The 18532-nt window shown below is 63.6% G+C and carries 19 protein-coding genes and 1 tRNA gene; 9 read left to right on the top strand and 11 right to left on the bottom strand.

Going from position 1 to position 18532, the window contains the following annotated elements; translation table 11 throughout:
• Positions 1-20 precede the first annotated feature (20 nt).
• Genes argJ through AB4Y34_RS35220 form a run of 3 tightly spaced genes read left to right on the top strand, consistent with a single transcriptional unit; the run spans position 21 to position 2612 of the window.
• Positions 21-1262, top strand: coding sequence for a bifunctional glutamate N-acetyltransferase/amino-acid acetyltransferase ArgJ (gene argJ, locus AB4Y34_RS35230; protein WP_176380946.1), 1242 nt, complete (start codon positions 21-23; stop codon positions 1260-1262).
• A gap of 37 nt (positions 1263-1299) precedes the next feature.
• Positions 1300-2169, top strand: a complete 870-nt coding sequence (locus tag AB4Y34_RS35225) for an ATP-binding protein (RefSeq protein WP_368718648.1) — start codon at positions 1300-1302, stop codon at positions 2167-2169.
• Complete coding sequence (locus AB4Y34_RS35220; RefSeq protein ID WP_176380944.1) at positions 2166-2612, top strand: NUDIX domain-containing protein; 447 nt, start codon at positions 2166-2168, stop codon at positions 2610-2612. Before AB4Y34_RS35225 ends, AB4Y34_RS35220 begins: the two co-directional genes overlap by 4 nt.
• 90 nt (positions 2613-2702) lie before the next feature.
• On the opposite strand, the gene yacG is transcribed toward AB4Y34_RS35220, so the two are convergent.
• The 9 genes from yacG to AB4Y34_RS35175 form a co-directional block, all read right to left on the bottom strand.
• Positions 2703-2906 (bottom strand): DNA gyrase inhibitor YacG, encoded by a 204-nt coding sequence (gene yacG / locus AB4Y34_RS35215; RefSeq protein ID WP_013090597.1) that lies wholly within the window; start codon positions 2904-2906, stop codon positions 2703-2705.
• A 122-nt stretch (positions 2907-3028) separates the two neighbouring features.
• Positions 3029-3784: a cell division protein ZapD gene (zapD, locus tag AB4Y34_RS35210; protein ID WP_008921182.1), complete on the bottom strand. Its 756-nt coding sequence runs from the start codon at positions 3782-3784 to the stop codon at positions 3029-3031.
• 258 nt (positions 3785-4042) lie between these two features.
• Positions 4043-4657 carry a dephospho-CoA kinase gene (gene coaE / locus AB4Y34_RS35205; RefSeq protein WP_176380943.1) on the bottom strand — a complete coding sequence of 205 codons (615 nt, stop codon included), beginning with the start codon at positions 4655-4657 and terminating at the stop codon, positions 4043-4045.
• Between the two features lie 3 nt (positions 4658-4660).
• Positions 4661-5602, bottom strand: coding sequence for an A24 family peptidase (locus tag AB4Y34_RS35200; protein ID WP_176380964.1), 942 nt, complete (start codon positions 5600-5602; stop codon positions 4661-4663).
• 27 nt (positions 5603-5629) lie between these two features.
• Complete coding sequence (locus tag AB4Y34_RS35195) at positions 5630-6868, bottom strand: type II secretion system F family protein (protein ID WP_368718647.1); 1239 nt, start codon at positions 6866-6868, stop codon at positions 5630-5632.
• Entirely contained in the window at positions 6865-8121 is a 1257-nt protein-coding gene (locus AB4Y34_RS35190; protein ID WP_176104996.1) for a GspE/PulE family protein, read from the bottom strand. Before AB4Y34_RS35190 ends, AB4Y34_RS35195 begins: the two co-directional genes overlap by 4 nt.
• Before the next feature lie 147 nt (positions 8122-8268).
• The gene (locus AB4Y34_RS35185; RefSeq protein ID WP_368718646.1) at positions 8269-9567 is read right to left on the bottom strand and encodes an HlyC/CorC family transporter; all 1299 of its coding nucleotides are present in this window, start codon (positions 9565-9567) and stop codon (positions 8269-8271) included.
• A gap of 244 nt (positions 9568-9811) precedes the next feature.
• Positions 9812-9888: transfer RNA gene (locus AB4Y34_RS35180), tRNA-Pro, on the bottom strand.
• 49 nt (positions 9889-9937) lie between these two features.
• Positions 9938-10930: a polyprenyl synthetase family protein gene (locus AB4Y34_RS35175; protein ID WP_026229109.1), complete on the bottom strand. Its 993-nt coding sequence runs from the start codon at positions 10928-10930 to the stop codon at positions 9938-9940.
• Between the two features lie 285 nt (positions 10931-11215).
• Between AB4Y34_RS35175 and rplU the strand changes: the two genes are divergently transcribed.
• The 4 genes from rplU to proB all read left to right on the top strand — a co-directional run bounded on the left by rplU (position 11216) and on the right by proB (position 14358).
• A complete protein-coding gene (gene rplU / locus AB4Y34_RS35170) occupies positions 11216-11527 on the top strand; it encodes a 50S ribosomal protein L21 (protein WP_007180329.1) in 312 nt (103 codons plus the stop codon).
• 25 nt (positions 11528-11552) lie between these two features.
• Entirely contained in the window at positions 11553-11813 is a 261-nt protein-coding gene (rpmA, locus tag AB4Y34_RS35165) for a 50S ribosomal protein L27 (protein ID WP_008923994.1), read from the top strand.
• Between the two features lie 235 nt (positions 11814-12048).
• The gene (gene cgtA / locus AB4Y34_RS35160; protein WP_176104998.1) at positions 12049-13170 is read left to right on the top strand and encodes an Obg family GTPase CgtA; all 1122 of its coding nucleotides are present in this window, start codon (positions 12049-12051) and stop codon (positions 13168-13170) included.
• A 69-nt stretch (positions 13171-13239) separates the two neighbouring features.
• Entirely contained in the window at positions 13240-14358 is a 1119-nt protein-coding gene (gene proB / locus AB4Y34_RS35155; protein ID WP_176121902.1) for a glutamate 5-kinase, read from the top strand.
• Between the two features lie 121 nt (positions 14359-14479).
• Here the strand turns inward: proB and AB4Y34_RS35150 are convergent, their stop codons facing one another.
• Positions 14480-15037, bottom strand: coding sequence for a CNP1-like family protein (locus AB4Y34_RS35150; RefSeq protein ID WP_176105000.1), 558 nt, complete (start codon positions 15035-15037; stop codon positions 14480-14482).
• A 77-nt stretch (positions 15038-15114) separates the two neighbouring features.
• Positions 15115-15864, bottom strand: a complete 750-nt coding sequence (locus tag AB4Y34_RS35145; protein WP_176380940.1) for an RNA pyrophosphohydrolase — start codon at positions 15862-15864, stop codon at positions 15115-15117.
• A gap of 300 nt (positions 15865-16164) precedes the next feature.
• On the opposite strand from AB4Y34_RS35145, the gene AB4Y34_RS35140 reads away from it, so the two are divergent.
• Positions 16165-17901 (top strand): proline--tRNA ligase, encoded by a 1737-nt coding sequence (locus AB4Y34_RS35140; RefSeq protein ID WP_368718645.1) that lies wholly within the window; start codon positions 16165-16167, stop codon positions 17899-17901.
• Positions 17902-17913: 12 nt separating this feature from the next.
• Positions 17914-18513, top strand: coding sequence for a MarC family protein (locus AB4Y34_RS35135; protein WP_176121897.1), 600 nt, complete (start codon positions 17914-17916; stop codon positions 18511-18513).
• Positions 18514-18532: the final 19 nt, after the last annotated feature.

Here is an 18532-nt window from a genome sequence, read left to right as displayed (position 1 = left end):
TTCTTCGACAGGTCGCGACCATGGCTGTCAACTTTCCCTCGATCGATCCCGCTCAACTCCACCCCGTCGCCGGCGTCACGCTAGGCTGGGCGGAAGCGCATATCCGCAAGCCGAACCGCAAGGACGTGCTCGTCATTTCCGTCGACGAAGGCGCGACGGTAGGCGGCGTGTTCACGCAGAACCGCTTCTGCGCGGCGCCCGTCACGGTCTGCCGCGAGAACCTGCAGCGCGTGCGCGCGGGCGGCAAGCCGATTCGCGCGCTGGTGATCAACACCGGCAACGCGAACGCGGGCACCGGTGAGCAGGGCCTCGCGGCGACGCGCGAAACCTGCGCGGAACTCGCGCGTCTCGCCGACATCGCGCCCGAGCAGGTGCTGCCGTTCTCGACGGGCGTGATTCTCGAACCGCTGCCGGTCGATCGTCTGAAGGCCGGTTTGCCGGCCGCGCTCGCTAACCGCAAGGAAGCGAACTGGTACGACGCGGCACAGTCGATCATGACGACCGACACGCTGCCGAAGGCGAGCTCGCGCCAAGTGACGATCGACGGCCACACGGTCACACTGACCGGCATCAGCAAGGGCGCCGGCATGATCAAGCCGAATATGGCGACCATGCTCGGCTTCCTCGCGTTCGACGCGGCCGTCGCGCAGCCCGTGCTCGACGATCTCGTGAAGCACGTCGCGGACCGCTCGTTCAACTGCATCACGATCGATGGCGATACGTCGACCAACGATTCGTTCATGCTGATCGCGTCGGGCAAATCGAGCCTGCCCGCGATCACGTCCACCGATTCGCCCGCTTATGCAGCGCTGCGCGACGCGGTGACCGAGGTCGCGCAGAGCCTCGCGCAACTGATCGTGCGTGATGGTGAAGGCGCGACCAAGTTCATGACCGTGCATGTCGAAGGCGGCTCGAGCGTCGGCGAATGCCGCCAGATCGCCTACGCGATCGGCCACTCGCCGCTCGTCAAGACGGCCTTCTATGCATCTGACCCGAACCTCGGCCGCATTCTTGCGGCCATCGGCTATGCCGGCGTGGACGATCTCGACGTCGGCAAGATCGATCTGTATCTAGACGACGTGCTGGTCGCGACTGCCGGCGGCCGCAACCCGGCCTACCGCGAAGAAGACGGCCAGCGCGTGATGAAAAAGAGCGAGATCGGCATTCGCGTCGTGCTCGGCCGCGGCAATGCGCAAGCCACGATCTGGACCTGCGATCTGTCGCACGACTACGTGAGCATCAACGCCGACTACCGCTCGTAATCAGGTTCAAAGCGCGGCCGCTGGCCGCCCACTTACCATGGACAAACTCGAACAGTTTCTGACCCGGGCCGAAGCCGTGCTCGGCCGCCTGGAAGCGATGCTTCCGCCCGCCGCGCCGGACATCGACTGGTCGGCCGCGGTCGCTTTTCGCTGGCGCAAGCGCCAGGGGCGCGGCTACCTGCAGGCGGTGCCCGCCATTTCGTCGATCACGCTCGACGACCTGCAGAACATCGATCGCCAGAAAGGGCTGATCGAACAGAACACGCGCCAGTTCGTGCGCAGCCAGCCGGCCAACAACGTGCTGCTGACGGGCGCGCGGGGCACCGGCAAGTCGTCGCTGATCAAGGCGTGTCTGAACGCGTACGCGAAAGACGGCCTGCGTCTGATCGAAGTGGACAAGGACGATCTGCACGACCTCGGCGACATCGTCGATCTGATCGCGAAGCGCCCGGAGCGCTTCATCGTGTTCTGCGACGACCTGTCGTTCGAAGAAGGCGAGTCGGGCTACAAGGCGCTGAAGGTCGCGCTCGACGGCTCGGTCGCCGCGCAGTCCGACAACGTGGTGATCTACGCGACGTCGAACCGCCGCCATCTGCTGCCCGAGTACATGAGCGACAACGAGACTTACAAGCACACGTCGGACGGCGAGATTCATCCGGGTGAACTGGTCGAAGAGAAGATTTCGCTGTCGGAGCGTTTCGGGCTGTGGGTCAGCTTCTATCCGTTCAAGCAGGACGACTATCTGACGATCATCGCGCACTGGCTGCGTCATTTCGGTTGCGACGACGCCGAGATCGAATCGGCGCGCGGCGATGCGCTCGTCTGGGCGCTCGAACGCGGTTCGCGCTCGGGGCGGGTCGCGTGGCAGTTTGCGCGCGACTGGTCCGGCCGTAAGACGCCGGCATGAGTGACGCTAGCAAAAACGCGGGCAATAGTGCCGGCACCAACGGCGCCGGCCGTCCCGTCACCGAAGTCGCGGTCGGCGTGCTGGTGCAGCCGGATGGCCGCTATCTGCTCGCGCAGCGTCCGGCGGGCAAGCCGTACGAGGGCTACTGGGAGTTTCCGGGGGGCAAGCTGGAAGCGGGCGAATCGATCGAGGCCGCGCTTGCGCGCGAGCTGCACGAGGAGCTGGGGATCGAGGTCGAGGCGAGCCATCTGTGGCATACGCTCGAACACGATTATCCGCACGCCTATGTGCGCCTGTTCTTCTGCAAGGTGACGCAGTGGTCGGGCGAGCCGCACGGGCGTGAAGGCCAGGCCTTCGTGTGGCAGAGCTTGCCTGCGGACGTCTCGCCATTGCTGCCGGCCACAATCCCGGTGCTGGAGTGGCTCGCGGCCGAGAACAGGTGATTGGTTGAAACAGAGCGACTGAAAAAGCCACGCGATAGCGGGCGCTGTCTCGGCAGCGTCGCGGTTCGCGTGGCTTTTTTACTGGCTCGCTCAGTGCGGGTTGTAGTCGCCGCGCGGCGTTTCCTCTTCGGACGAAGACCCTTCCTGTTCGTTGCCGCCAATCCGGTATTTTTCGGCTGCCCATGCGCCGAGATCGATCTGCTTGCAGCGCTCGGAGCAGAAAGGACGGAAGCGGCTCTCGGGGGTCCAGCGGACATCTTTACCGCAAGTAGGACATTTGACGACGGTAGGCATACGGTCGGACGGTCAATCGCAAACGGAACAAGTAACGAATATAGGGCTATTTCGCGCCGCTTCAAAGGCGCGTTCGGTCAAATCCGGTGTGCGCTGCTCGGTGCGCGGCGATTGTCAGGCGGTTACAGGCTGCAGAGCGTGAGTTGGAACGGCACGTCGACGTCGACCGCGCGCGGCCGCAGATCGCCGTCCTGCACCGTGAAGCGCACCCAAAGCATGTACTTGTTGGCGCTCGCTTCGGGAATCACGCGCAATTCGGGCGCGACACGAACCTGCATCAATTGATACGAGCGGCCCGACAGCATTTGCTGATAGCTCCCTTGCATCGCCATCACCTTCGACGCCTGGCCCGACTCGCGCGCGAGCCGCAGCACGATCGTGGCCGCGTCGCGCAGCGGCAAAAGCGGCGTGACCCACTTGGCGATGTCTTGGCGACGCTGATCGGGATGCAACTGTTGCCACGCGTAATACGAGGGCAGGTCGAATTTGCAGGTGCCACCGGGGATGATCGCGCGGCTGCGAATGCTTGCAAGCCATTCGTTGTCTGCAAGATGCTGGCCGGTTTTGCCTTGCATCTGCGTGAGCCCCGCAAGGGTCTGCTCGATTTCGCCGAGCACCGCTTCAAGCGCGTTCTGCTCGATGCCCGGATTGCCGCGAAACGGCGCAAGGGTTTGCCGCTGGCGTTCGAGCTCTTTCATCAGATCCGACTTCAGATCCGCGCGGCCAGCTACTTCGGAGATTTCGAACAGCGTTGTCAGTGCGACGTGATGTTCCCGCGCGTCTTCCTGAGTCAGAAAGAACGTGAAGCGCTCGAACAGATCTTCGAGTCGCAACAGCGTCCGGATTCGCTCATTGAAGGGGTACTCGTAAAGGATCAAGCGGGCTCGCCTCGGGCGTGGTCGGTGACAGGAATGCAAAACATTCTAATGCCGTGGGACTACCCAGGCAATCACGCACGCTTTCCGCGTGCTTTCGCAACTTTTTTGTCAGTTCCCGGTGTTATGAGCGCTTCGGCTCTCGCACGCGCGCAAAGTTCAGCTGTGTGGGTGACGACGCGTGCCGAAGATGCGTATCTGCCTTCACAGGGCATCGTGCGCTTGATGCTTGCAGCGAGGCCGACCTGAGGCCTCCGCGCGCTACGACTCGGCCTCACCCTTCACGAGCGACAGATACGCTTGATGGTGAGCGTCCACCTGCGCTTCGAGCTCCAGGGGCGGCGCGTTGTCATTGACGATCACGTCGTCGGCGGCGGCGAGGCGCGCTTCGCGCGTGGCCTGGCGCGCGATGATCGCGAGCACCTGCTCACGGCTGAAGCCGTTGCGGCTCATCACCCGCGCGACTTGCGTGTCGATGCTGCAATCGACGGTGAGCACGCGATTCACACGGTTCTTCCAGGTCCCGGACTCGACCAGCAACGGCACCACGACGATCACATACGGTCCTTTCGCTTCGCGCTCTTCGCGCTCGGTTTCCGCGCGAATCAGCGGATGCGTGATGCCTTCGAGACGTTTGCGCGCGGTGTCGTCGCTGAACACGAGCGTGCGCATGCGCGCGCGATCGAGCGAGCCGTCGGCGGCGACGAACTCCGCGCCGAATTCGGCGGCGATGTGCGGCATCGCCAGGCCATGCGGCGCGGTGATGCGATGCGCGATCACGTCGGTATCGACGAGCGGCACGCCGCGCGCGGCGAACAGATTGGCAACCGTCGACTTGCCGCTACCGATGCCGCCGGTGAGTCCCACAACGAACATGCTTCAGCCTCCCAAAGCAAGGTAAAGCGGCGTGCCGGCAAATAGCGTGAGCGCACCGCCCGCCGCAAGAAATGGCCCAAACGGCAGCGGCTCCTCGAAGCGCATACGGCCGCGCCACGTCGCCGCGAGGCCGATCACGGCACCGGCCACCGCGGCGACCAGCACGATTTGCGGTAGCGCTGGCCAGCCGAGCCACGCGCCGAGCGCTGCGAGCAGTTTGAAGTCGCCATAGCCCATGCCTTCGATACCGCGCACGACCCTGAACGCCCAATGCACGGCCCATAACACCAGATATCCGAAGATAGCCCCGAGCACCGCATCATGCAGGTTCGTGAACATGCCGTTGAAATTGACGATCAGGCCGGCCCACAACAGCGGCAGGGTCAAGGAATCGGGCAGCAGATGCGTGTCGATATCGATCGCGCTCATCGCAAGCAACGTCGCGCACAGGCCGAACGCCGCGAGTGCCATCGGCGTCGGGCCGAAGGCCATCAGTGCGCCCGCGGCGAAAGCTGCACTAGCGATTTCGAGCAGCGGATAGCGTGCGCTGATGTGCGTGCCGCATGCGGAACAGCGGCCGCGTAACAGCAGGTAGCTCAGCACCGGCAAGTTTTCCCACGCGCTCAGCACGTGGCCGCAATGCGGGCACGCGCTACGCGGCACCCACAGGTTGTAGCGCTCGGGCAGTCCGTCGCCGGGCTGCGGCGCGTCGGTGGCTTCGCTGATTTCGGCGCGCCACGCACGCTCGAGCATGATCGGCAGCCGATGCACGACCACGTTAAGGAAGCTGCCAATCACGAGGCCGAGCACGATCGCGAACGCGATCTGCACCCCGGCGGGCAGACTCGCGAGCGCGAGGCCGATATCGCCTGCAAAGCGGCCTGGCAGTAAGCCCGCGAGCAGGCTGGAGGAAGTTTGTGGCACGAGCGGTGGAGGAGCCTGTATGGTCATGAATTGGATTCGGCTGCGATGCTACACCACGTTGCCGAGTTGAATAATGGGAAGATACATCGCGATGACGAGGCCGCCGACCAGCGTGCCGAGCACGACGATCACGAGCGGTTCGCACAGGCTCGATAGCGTGCCGATCCTGTCGTCGACCTGGCGATCCGCAAGCGACGCGACATCGAGCAGCATGCCGTCGAGCGCGCCGGATTCCTCGGCGACCGCAACGGGCTGCACGACCTCGGCAGGAAAGCAGCGGGCCGCGCGCATCGCCGCGGCGAGCCTTTCGCCGCGCCGCAGTCTGATGGCGATGCTCGCGGTCGCGCGATCGAAGAAGGCATTGCCGGTTGCCTGCGTGAGCGAATCGAACGCGTCGGCGAGCGGTGTGCCGGCGGACAGCAGGGTGCCGAGCGCGCGACTCCACCGCGCTGCGCACAGCGTGCGCAGCAGCGGGCCGGCCACTGGCAGGTCGAGCGACAGGCGAGCGAAGCGGATGCGCGCGCTTATCGATCGACGCAGCACGAATGTGATGGCCGAGCTCATTGCGAGCATCAGCACGAACAGCGGCACACTCCAGCGCGCGGCACCCGCCGAGAGCGCCAGCACGAACTGCGTCGGCGCTGGCAGCCTGGCGCCGAAGCCATCGAAGATCTGCTTGAACGTCGGCACGACCCACACCAGCAACGCGGCGGTTATCGCGATCGCGAGCAGCAGGATCGCGACTGGATAGGTGAGAGCCGCGCGCACCTTTGCACGCTGCGCGGCGGCGCGTTCGCGGTCGTCGGCGAGGCGGGCGAGCACGGTGACGAGCGCGCCCGCTGCTTCGCCCACCTCCACGAGTTGGCAATACAGCGCATTGAACTGCGCCGGGTGCCGCTGCAAGGCCGCCGAAAACCGCAGGCCGGCGGTGATGTCGCGCGCGACCGTGCCGATGATGCGCGGCATGCCTTGCCGCTGCCCCGACGTCGGCGTCTGTGCGAGCAGTTCGAGCGCGGGCGCGAGCGGCAAGCCGGCACGCAGGAGACTGGAAAGTTGCCGCGTGAACAGCGTGACATCGGCCGCGCTGGTCTTCGGGCGTGGCGCCGGGCCTTGCGTTGCGAGTTCGACGATAAAGAGGCTGTCGCGTTTGAGCAACGTGCGCGCGGCGCTCGCGTCGGGCGCGATCAGCGTGCCGCTATGGCGCTTGCCGTCCGCGTCGACGCCGCGCCATCTGAAGCGCAGGTCGGCTGAGACTGGCCGTGTCGGTGACTGCGCGGCGGTACTCATGCGACCTCCGTGGCGGCGAGCGCTTCGGCGAGACTGGTGGTGCCGTCGCGTACGCGCGCTAGCGCCGCGTCGCGTAAAGTCGCGACCTGTTCGGTCTGCGCGAGGCGGGCCAGCTCGTGCGCACCCGCGCTTGCGACGATCAGCTCGCGCATCGCGTCGGAAACGGGCATCACCTGATGGATGCCGACGCGCCCCCGATAGCCGATGCCATGGCAAGCCGCACAGCCGGTCGCCGCATACGGTTGCCAGCCGTCGAGCTCTTGTTCGCCGAAGCCAGCGGCGTGGAGCGCCGTCGCCGAATGCGGCGCGGGTGCGCGGCACGCGACGCATAGTCGCCGCACCAGCCGCTGCGCGGTCACCATCCGCAGCGCGGCTGCAAGGTTGTACGGCTCGACACCGATATCGATGAGCCGCGCGATGGCCGCGGGCGCGTCGTTCGTATGCAGCGTGGACAGCACGAGGTGGCCGGTTTGCGCGGCCTTCACGGCGACGTCGGCGGTTTCGTTGTCGCGGATTTCGCCGACCATGATCACGTCCGGGTCCTGACGCAGGAACGCGCGCAGTGCGACCGCGAACGTTAGCCCGGCTTTTTCGCGCACGCTGACCTGGTTGATACCGGCCAGCTGGATCTCGGCCGGATCTTCCACTGAGCAGAGGTTGCGTGCCTCGCCGTTCAGCAGATTCAGGAAGCAGTACAGCGACAGCGTCTTGCCACTGCCCGTTGGTCCGGTGACGAGCATCAGACCGTGCGGCGCGCGGATCGCGGCATCGACGGCTTCGCGCTGCCGCGGATCGAGGCCGAGCGAATCGAGCGAAAGATCAGCGGGCAGCGCGTCGAGCCGTCGTAGCACGAGCTTTTCGCCGAACAGCGTCGGCAGTGAATTGACGCGGTAATCCTCGAGTCGCCCGGGCGACGTCGCGAGGCGTAGCCGGCCGTCTTGCGGCACGCGTCGCTCGGCGATGTCCATGCGCGCGAGCACCTTAACCCGCGTGACGAAGGCATCGCGTAGATGCGCGGGCGGCCGCGGGATTTCATGCAGTACGCCGTCGATGCGCAGCCGCACACGCCAGCCGTGCTCGGCCGGCTCGATGTGGATATCGGACGCATTGCGCCGCGTCGCTTCGTGCAACGTGTCGGTCAACAGACGCACGGCCGGGGCGTTGTCCGGATCGTTTAGATTGGTTGCGCTGGATTCGCCGTCGGCAGCGAGTGGGCGCGGCAATGCCGCAGCGGTGGCAAAGGGGGTTTGCATGAGAGACCGGTGATGAACCGCCTGTAGAACATGACGGCTTCATCTTCCCGATGAGGGCGTCCGAATGCCATTCGGCCATTCGGCTAATGGCGGGCGTCGCGAGCCTGTGCAATGCTGACCATGAATTAGCGAGCGACTGTGCGGGTTTCAGCCTGACCTTGCTTTTCCGGCCTTTGTGCGCGACGGCGGTTTGAACAGCTTGACGGTGCGGATTGCCTGATCGTCGCTGCGCATCACTTCGAGCTTGGTGTCGCCGATGCACACGCAGACGTCGCCGTCGGGAATGTCTTCGAGAATTTCGAGAATCAGGCCGTTGAGCGTTTTGGGGCCATCGGTGGGCAGCGCGAGTTGCAGCCAGCGGTTCAACTCGCGCAACGGCATGCTGCCCGCGACGATGCATTCGCCCGCTTCGTTCCAGCCGCCGCGCGAACTGGCGCCACGCGGAATCGACGTGGTGAATTCGCCGATCAGCTCCTCGATGATGTCTTCCGGCGTGACGAGACCTTGCAGTTCGCCGTATTCGTTGACGACGAGCGCGATGCGGTGCCGGCTCTCCTGGAAGTATTGCAACTGCGGGAACACCGGCGTGCCGCTTGGCACGAAGTACGGCTCGGCGAGCAGCTCGCGCAAGGTATCGCGTTCGAGCTCCTGGTTGTGCAGCGCTGACAGGGTCTTGCGCACGTGCAGCACACCGAGCACTCGGTCGATGTCGCCCTGGTAGACGATCAGCTTGTTGTGATAGCAAGTCTCTAGTTGATGCAGGATCTGTTCGAACGGTGCATCGAAGTCGAGCGCTTCGATGCGGCGACGCGGGATCATCACGTCATCGACCGAGATGTTTTCGAGGTCGAACAGATTCAGCAGGATGCTGCGGTGTTTGGTCGGCATGAAACTGCCCGACTCGAGCACGATGGTGCGCAGTTCTTCGGTGGACAGTCGCTGATCGCGCGCGCCCTTCGTATTAATGTGCAGCACGCGCAGGATGCCGGTGGCGAACAGGTTGACGAACCAGATCACCGGTTTCCCGATGCGCATCAATGGCGCGATCAGCAGGCTCGCGGGCAGCGCGATTTTCTCGGGAAAGGTTGCGCCGACGATCTTCGGCGTGATTTCTGCGAACACGATGATTAGGAAGGCGACGATACCGGTCGCGATCGACAGCACGAGGCTATTGCGGCCGAACGTATGCAACGCGAGCGATGTAGTCAGTACCGGAATGATCGTGTTGAACAGGTTGTTGCCGATCAGGATCACGCTCAGCAACTGATCGGTTTTCGCAAGCAGTCCCTGGGTAGTTTTCGCGCCGAGGGTGTTTTTGCTGGCGAGATGTTTGAGCCGATGACGGTTCAGCGCCATCATCGCTGTCTCGGAAATGGAAAAGAAGGCGGAGCAGACAAGCAGCAGAAGGACGGCGCCGATCTGCGCCCATAAGGGAAGTTGTTCCACGCGTCGTGAAAAATAAGGGAAAGGATGGAGAGAATATAGCAGAGGGGGCCACGCGCTCCTCCGTGAACGGCGGCTGACGCCGCTCGAACTACAACGTCGCGACGTGCGCGCTGTGCCTGTCTAGCCGGAGGAAAAGAAAGCAGCGAAAGGCAGCACGACAGCAGCAAAAAAGTACCGCGCAAAACAAAAAACCGCCGAGCATTGCTGCGGCGGTTTTTGAACCTTGTGCTAACAAGGGGGAATCTGGTCGGGGTGAGAGGATTCGAACCTCCGGCCTCTACGTCCCGAACGTAGCGCTCTACCAGGCTAAGCTACACCCCGATTTGGTACTGCTGACTCGATTCGGACTAATTCGGCGTTTCAGTCTCGTTCAAGACTGTCTTGCCGTCGAGTAAGAACATAATTCTAGCAGGCTCTCTTTGAAAATGGAATGGGGAAACGAAGAAATTGCTGCCGCGGCTGCTTGCGCTTCCTGCTTCGCGCACTCGAGCGTGTGGTCGAGCGCGCCCGATCGCGTGATCGCGTCAAAAATCGTATCGAAACGGTCGGTGCCACCTTGCTCAATGGCTTCGCGCGCGAGCGCCGATTGCTCGGGCGTGCCGCGTTCGATCAGATAGATGAGCGGCAGCGTGGGTTTGCCTTCGCGCAGATCGTCGCCAGCGTTCTTGCCCATCGACTCGGCCGTGCCGGTGTAGTCGAGCCAGTCGTCCATGATCTGGAACGCGGTGCCGATGCGGCGGCCATATTCGGCGGCGGCGGCTTCGGTTTTCGCGTCCGCTCCGGCGAGCACTGCGCCGAGTTGGGCGGCCGCCTCGAACAACTTTGCGGTTTTGTAGCGGATCACCTGCATGTAGCGGGCTTCGTCGACGTCGGCATCGTGCATGTTCAACAACTGCAGCACTTCGCCTTCGGAGATGATGTTGGTCGCCTCCGACAGAATTTCCATCACGCGCATCTTGCCCACGCCGACCATCATCTGGAACGAGCGCGAATACAGGAAATCACCGACCAGCACGCTCGCGGCGTTGCCGAACAGCGCGTTGGCGGTCTGCCGGCCGCGCCGCAGGTCGGACTCGTCGACCACGTCGTCATGCAGCAGCGTGGCCGTGTGAATGAATTCGACGACCGCGGCAAGCTCGTGCCGGTGTCCCGTCGTGTCGCCCAGCGCGCCCGCCACCAGCAACAGCAACGCGGGCCGCAGCCGCTTGCCGCCGGCGCTGATGATGTACTCGGAAATCTGGTTGATCAGCATCACGTCCGACGCGAGACGTTGCCGGATGACGCGATTGACCTGCTGCATGTCTTCGGCGATCGGAGCAAGCAGGCTGGCGACGTTGGGGGAGGTGGTGGCAGTCGACGACATGATGGCTGAATTGGGTAGTGCCGCGAATTATAAGGCGATCGGTGCGCTTCCGGGTCGTCGGCTGCGGTGCGGATGCTTTCCGCATGGCGCGAGGGCCGCTCGCCAAGGGCGTCTGCGGGCCGCCGCGCGTCACTGGTTTAGTCTCTGCGAGCGCCTGCGAGGGAGGGCGAGCCCGAACGGTAGGCGATTTGGTAAGCAGGCTTTGACCGAGCAGCTAACTCTATGTATAATTGAGAGTTTCCGCGCGCGGTGCGTGGGAAAAATGAATACAGAGTGAGGTTTTCAATGTACGCGGTCATAAAAACCGGTGGCAAGCAGTACAAGGTTGCCGTCGGCGAAAAACTTAAAGTAGAACAGATACCGGCAGACATTGACGCTGAAATCACGCTCGACCAGGTTCTCGCAGTGGGCGAAGGCGAATCGATTAAGTTCGGTACGCCGCTGGTCAGTGGGGCTTCCGTCAAGGCTACCGTCGTGTCGCAAGGGCGTCACGCCAAAGTGACGATCTTCAAGATGCGTCGCCGGAAGCACTACCAGAAGCATGGCGGCCACCGCCAGAACTATACCGAACTGCGCATCGACGCGATCAACGCGTAAGCGCACCGGTTAAGGAGCAAATCAAATGGCACACAAAAAGGCAGGCGGATCGTCCCGGAACGGCCGCGACTCCGAATCGAAGCGCCTCGGCGTTAAGGTTTACGGCGGCCAGGCTATCAACGCTGGTGGCATCATCGTGCGTCAGCGCGGTACGCGCATGCACGCTGGCGAGAACGTCGGCATGGGCAAGGATCACACCCTGTTCGCGCTGAAGGACGGCCACGTCCAGTTCTCGACGAAGGGCGCGGCGAAGAAGCACACCGTTTCCGTCGTCCCGGCAGCCTGAGTTTAATCAGGCACGGGCTTCAGGACCGGAAAAGGCCCCGCGAAGTTCGCGGGGCCTTTTTTATTGCGGCGCCTCTTTCGTGTGGCGCCGAAGCCGCGCAGCCGGCAGTTCATCACCGGCGACTATGCCGTTCGGTCGATTGATCAACGCGCGGCGCGCGCGGCAAAATAGCAAGTATCCAATCAGTAACGCCCCTGCATCGAATCGGGCAGTACACCACGGGACGGAGTAACGCATGAAGTTCATTGACGAAGCGAGGATTGAAGTCATCGCCGGCGACGGAGGGGATGGCAGCGCGTCGATGCGCCGCGAGAAGTTCGTTCCGTTCGGCGGTCCCGATGGCGGTGACGGCGGCCGGGGCGGCAGCGTGATCGCAGTTGCTGACCGCAACATCAACACGCTGATCGACTACCGCTACGCGAAAAAACATCTGGCGCGCAACGGCGAAAACGGCCGTGGTTCAGATTGCTATGGCAAGGGCGGCGACGACATCACGCTGCGCATGCCGGTTGGCACTACCATCACGGACATGGAAACCGGCGAGCTGATCGCCGATCTGACCGAGCACAACCAGAGCGTGCAAATCGCGCAAGGCGGCGCCGGCGGTCTCGGCAACCTCCATTTCAAGTCCAGCACGAACCGCGCGCCGCGTCAAAAGACGGACGGCAAGCCGGGCGAGCGCCGCATGGTCCGCCTCGAACTGAAAGTGTTGGCCGACGTCGGTCTGCTCGGCATGCCCAATGCAGGCAAGTCGACGTTCATCTCGTCGGTGTCTAACGCGAAGCCAAAAATTGCCGATTACCCGTTCACCACACTCGCGCCGAACCTCGGCGTCGTGCGCGTCGGGCCGAGCCGCAGCTTTGTGATTGCGGACATTCCGGGGCTGATCGAAGGCGCGGCGGAAGGCGCCGGTCTCGGCCATCAATTCTTGCGTCACCTGCAACGTACCGGGCTGCTGCTGCATATCGTCGACATCGCACCGTTCGATGAATCGATCGATCCGGTCGCGGAAGCGAAGGCGATCGTCAACGAACTGCGCAAGTACGACGAAGAGCTCTACCAGAAGCCGCGCTGGCTCGTGCTGAACAAGCTGGACATGGTGCCTGAGGACGATCGCGAAGCGCGCGTGGCAGCTTTTCTCGAAGGTTTCGGCTGGGACGGTCCGGTGTTCGAGATCTCGGCGCTGACTGGCCAGGGCTGTGAAAATCTTTGCTATGCGGTGTTCGACTACCTCGCCGAGCACTCGGACGCGCAACGCGCGGCCGAAGCCGAAGACCTCGCCTCCGACGTGCGTTTCCGAGAGGGGACGCAAGTACCGGCCGCGACCCGCGAAGCCGGCACCGATCCGCAGGAATAACAACTCGAGCGCCGGCGCCTGCGGCGGGTGTCGGCATGCATCACGCGTCATCTTGGGAGACAGCGCACAATGCGTTCCGTCATCGCAGATTCACGGCGATTGGTCGTCAAAGTCGGTTCGAGCCTCGTCACAAACGACGGGCGCGGCCTCGATCATGCGGCCATCGGCCGCTGGGCCGCGCAAATTGCCGCACTGCGCGCGCAGGGCAAGGAAGTCGTGCTGGTCAGTTCGGGCGCGATCGCCGAGGGCATGCAGCGGCTCGGCTGGACCAAGCGGCCGCGTGAAATCGATGAATTGCAGGCGGCTGCGGCGGTCGGCCAGATGGGCCTCGCGCAAGTGTACGAAAGCCGCTTTGCCGAGCATTCCATCCAGACTGCGCAGATCCTGCTCACTCACGCCGACCTCGCCGACCGCGAGCGCTATCTGAATGCGCGCTCCACGCTGCTCACGCTGCTGCGACTCGGTGTCGTACCGATCATCAACGAGAACGACACGGTCGTCACCGACGAAATCAAGTTCGGCGACAACGACACGCTCGGCGCGCTGGTCGCCAATCTGATCGAGGGCGACGCGCTGATCATTCTGACGGACCAGCAAGGCCTCTTCACCGCCGATCCGCGCAAGAACCCGAACGCGACGCTCGTCCAGCAAGCCGATGCCGGCGCGCCCGATCTGGAAGCGATGGCGGGCGGCGCGGGCTCGAGCCTCGGCCGCGGCGGCATGCTGACCAAAATTCTTGCCGCGAAGCGCGCAGCCCATAGCGGCGCCAATACGGTGATCGCGAGTGGGCGCGAAGCGGACGTGCTGCTGAGACTGGCGGCCGGCGAGGCGATCGGCACGCAGCTGATCGCGCGCACCGCGCGCATGGCGGCGCGCAAGCAATGGATGGCCGATCACCTGCAGGTGCGCGGCCACGTCGTGATCGATGACGGCGCGGTCGAAAAATTGACCGCCGGCGGCAAGAGCCTGCTGCCGATCGGCATCGTCGGCGTGCAGGGCGCTTTCGCGCGCGGCGAGGTGATCGCGTGTCTGAGCGCGTCGGGCCGTGAAGTCGCACGTGGTTTGACGAACTACAGCAGCGCGGAAACCAAGCTGATCCAGCGTCGTCCGAGCGGCGAAATCGAGTCGGTGCTGGGCTATATGCTGGAGCCCGAGCTGATTCACCGCGACAATCTCGTGCTGATTTGACCTTTCAGGATGCGAGCGCACAAAGCGCCGACAAAAAAGCCGTTCCCGCGCAGGCTGGAACGGCTTTTTGTCGTCTTGTGTAGGCAACGGCGCCTGAATCAGGTGTGCCGCACAAACGGCCTCAATGAATCTGCGACGTCTGCGTGCGCTTGTAGCGAATGTTCTCGACGATGCGCTGCGCGTTGCCGGTCGGAATCTTGTTCGCGCACATATAGTCCTGATACAGCGCGGCCTGGTACGCGTTCAGCGCACCGTTTTCGATGCGCGAAAACTGGTTCGCGACCGTCGTGTCCCAGCCGTCGTGATCGGCGTTGAGGCCCGCGTACTGACGCCATTCATACGTATCGCAGCGGATGCCCTCGTAATTGACGTTGCGCGCGCCGCCCGGGCTCGTGACGACCACCGTGTAACGCACGACACCGTCGTCGCCGACGCTGACCGATTTCGGGTCGATCGCGAATTGCAGCGGCGTATTGCCGGAGACCTCGAACGGCAGCAGATTCGTGTCGGTGGGCAGCGGCGGCAACGTGTCGACCTTGTTTTCAACCCAGTTGCTCTTACGATCCAGCAGATAGACGAACTCGCTGTCGTCTTTATTGGTCGGTTTGCCGGCGCTTGAACAGCCTGCCAGCAGGGCGCCGGTGGCGACGCATGCCACGGCGAGTGCAAATGCTTTCAATCTGATTCCCTCGAAAGACGGACGCGGCCCGAAGGCCGCGCCAGAGAGAGGCGGCGTGAGCCGCCGCCTTGGAATGGTTAATCGCGCACCCCTCGTCGGACTGACGGGGCGCCGACCTCGTCGGCTTCGGCCGTTTCCTGCTCATGCTCCGGTGCAATGTTTGCATCCGGTGAGCCGGGGCCGCAATCCGGCACGACCAGCACGCGCGTCGAAGTTTCGACACTGACCGAACTTACGGAAGTTACGGTGGTGACCACCGTGCTTACCGCGGAATCCGGCGGGCTTTGCATCGACGACGCTATCCGAGGATAACGCGACCCATGATGCCCGCCAGGTTTTTCCGCACGCGGCGCAGGTCGGCGCATGAAACGGGACAACTCCGTCAGCGCCAACTGATACACATCCCGCTTGAACTCGATCACACAGTCGAGCGGTACCCAATACTCGTTCCAACGCCACGCATCGAACTCAGGGTGGTCGGTGGCGCGCAGACAGATGTCGCAGTCGCGTCCTACCATCCGGAGCAAAAACCAGATTTGCTTCTGGCCGCGGTAATGACCGCGTACTTCGCGCTTGATGAACTTGTCAGGCACCTCATAACGCAACCAGTCGCGCGTGCGACCGATCACCTTGACGTGCTCAGGAAGCAGTCCGGTCTCTTCGTGTAACTCCCGATACATCGCTTGCACGGGGGTCTCGCCATATTTGATGCCCCCTTGCGGAAACTGCCAGGAATGTTCACGGAGCCGTTTGCCCCAAAACACCTCGTTGTGCGCGTTCAAGAGGATGATGCCGACGTTCGGGCGAAAGCCTTCACGATCCAGCATACAACCACCTTCGAATCCTTTAAAATTGCTTTGATTATAAACAGATAACGGACCCTACGCACCGAATCGCATGAGATTGCCGCGATTCGCCGCAACAGCCCGTGTTTGCGGTAGCCTGTCGGTTTTCCGTGCCCGATCCCTTGCGAGAGGCTTTGCGCGGCGGTTTCGGCGCCGCACGGGGGCAGGGTGCCGCCAGTCGGGCGAACCCCGCTGGCCTCGCCGCTGATCTGTGTCGATTTTCCCCATGTTTTCACCTTTTCTGGCGGTCCCACCGGAAGCCGCCGCTTTTGGACACCTTGAATGAAAGCTTCCCGTTTCTTTATCGGCACCCTCAAAGAAGCGCCCGCCGACGCCGAAATCATCAGCCACAAGCTCATGGTGCGCGCGGGCATGATCCGCCGCGTCGCGGGCGGTATCTACAACTACCTGCCGGTCGGCCTGCGTTCGATCCGCAAGGTGGAAGCGATCGTGCGCGAGGAAATGAACCGGGCAGGCGCCATCGAGCTGTTGATGCCGGCCGTGCAGCCGGCCGAACTGTGGCAGGAATCGGGCCGCTGGGAGAAGTATGGTCCCGAGCTGTTGCGCTTCAAGGACCGCAAGCAGGCCGATTTCGTGATGGGCCCGACGCACGAGGAAGTCGTGACCGACATCGCGCGCAACCAGGTCAAGAGCTATCGCCAGCTGCCGGTCAACTTCTATCAGATCCAGACGAAGTTCCGCGATGAGATCCGTCCGCGTTTCGGCGTGATGCGCGGCCGCGAATTCATCATGAAAGACGCGTATTCGTTCGACAAGGACGCGGAAGGTCTGCGCGAGTCGTATCGCAAGATGTACGACGCTTACGTGCGCATCTTCACGCGCCTCGGCCTCGAGTTCCGCGCGGTCGCGGCGGACAACGGCTCGATTGGCGGCAGCGGCTCGCATGAGTTCCACGTGATCGCCGACACCGGCGAAGACGCGATCGCCTATTGCCCAAGTTCCGATTTCGCCGCGAACGTCGAGGCCGCCGACGCGCTGCCGCTGATCGCGCAACGCGCCGCGCCGGCCGAGGACATGAAAAAGACCGCGACGCCCGGCAAGGCGAAGTGCGAGGCGGTCGCCGAACTGCTGAACATTCCGCTCGAGCGCACGATCAAGTCGGTCATTCTCGCCACCGAAAACGAAGGCGCCGAGCCGACCATCTGGCTGCTGATGCTGCGCGGCGACCACGACCTGAACGAGATCAAGGTCGGCAAGCTGCCCGGCCTCGCCGACTTTCGCATGGCGACCGAAGCCGAGATCATCGAGACGTTCGGCACGCCGCCGGGTTATCTCGGTCCGATCAACACGAAGAAGCCGGTCAAGGTGATCGCCGACAGCACGGTCGCGAACATGAGCGACTTCGTGGTCGGCTCGAACGAGGTCGACTATCACACCACCGGCGTGAACTGGGGCCGCGACCTGCCGGAGCCGGTCGTCGCCGACATCCGCAATGTGAAGAAGGGCGATCCGTCGCCGGACGGCAAGGGCGTGCTCGACATCTGCCGCGGCATCGAAGTGGGCCACGTGTTCCAGCTCGGCACGAAGTACTCCGAAGCGATGAACGCGACCTGTCTCGACGAAACCGGCAAGCCGCGGCCGATGGAAATGGGCTGTTACGGTATCGGCGTCACGCGTATTCTCGGCGCCGCGATCGAACAGAATTTCGACGACAAGGGCATCATCTGGCCGGAGTCGATCGCGCCGTTCGAAGTCGTGCTGTGCCCGATGGGCTACGACCGCAGCGACGCGGTACGCGAGCAGGCCGATAAGCTGTACGCGGAACTCGTCGCGGCCGGCATCGACGTGATCCTCGACGATCGCGGCGAGCGTCCGGGCGTGATGTTCGCCGACTGGGAGCTGATCGGCGTGCCGCATCGGCTGGTGATCGGCGACCGCGGGCTGAAGGACGGCAAGATCGAGTATCAGGGCCGTCGCGACGCCGAAGCGACGCTGCTGCCGGTCGCGGATGCCGCGCAGACCGTGATCGACAAAGTGCGCGCGGCGCTCGCGATCTAAGCGGGGCGGGCAGTGGAGTACACCTTCCTGTCCGCGACGGTGCTGCTGATCCTGATCACCGATCCGCTCGGCAACATCCCGATCTTCATTAGCTGTCTGCGTGGGGTGTCGCCGGAACGCCGCACGGTGGTGATCCTGCGCGAGGTCGCGATCGCGTTTGCGATCCTGCTGGTGTTCATGGTGCTCGGGCAGAGCTTTCTGCGCATGATGAGCCTGAGTGACCAGTCGCTGCGGATCGGCGGCGGCATCGTGCTGTTTCTGATCGCGCTGCGCATGGTGTTTCCGCATCCGGACGGTCCATTCGGCGGCGACGCGCGCGGCGGCGAGCCGCTGATCGTGCCGCTTGCGATTCCGGCGCTGGCGGGGCCGTCGGCGTTGGCGACGGTCATGCTGCTGACGTCGCAGGCGCCCGGCAAGACGTACGAATGGATCGGCGCGCTGACCGTCACGATGATCGTCTGCGCGATCGTGCTGATGCTCGCCGAGCGCATTCAGGCGTGGCTCGGTGAACGGGTGATGGCGGCGTTCGAGCGGCTGATGGGGCTGGTGCTCGTCGCGATTTCAGTCGAGATGATGCTCGGCGGGATCCGCTCTTTCGTGCACAAGCTGTAAAGCGGGAGCCGGTGCGCGA

The organism is Paraburkholderia sp. BR10954 (genome assembly GCF_040965775.1).
GTDB classification, from domain to species: domain Bacteria; phylum Pseudomonadota; class Gammaproteobacteria; order Burkholderiales; family Burkholderiaceae; genus Paraburkholderia; species Paraburkholderia youngii.
The sequence above is the reverse complement of the archived record's forward strand: the minus strand, read 5'-3'. Positions and strand labels throughout refer to the sequence as shown.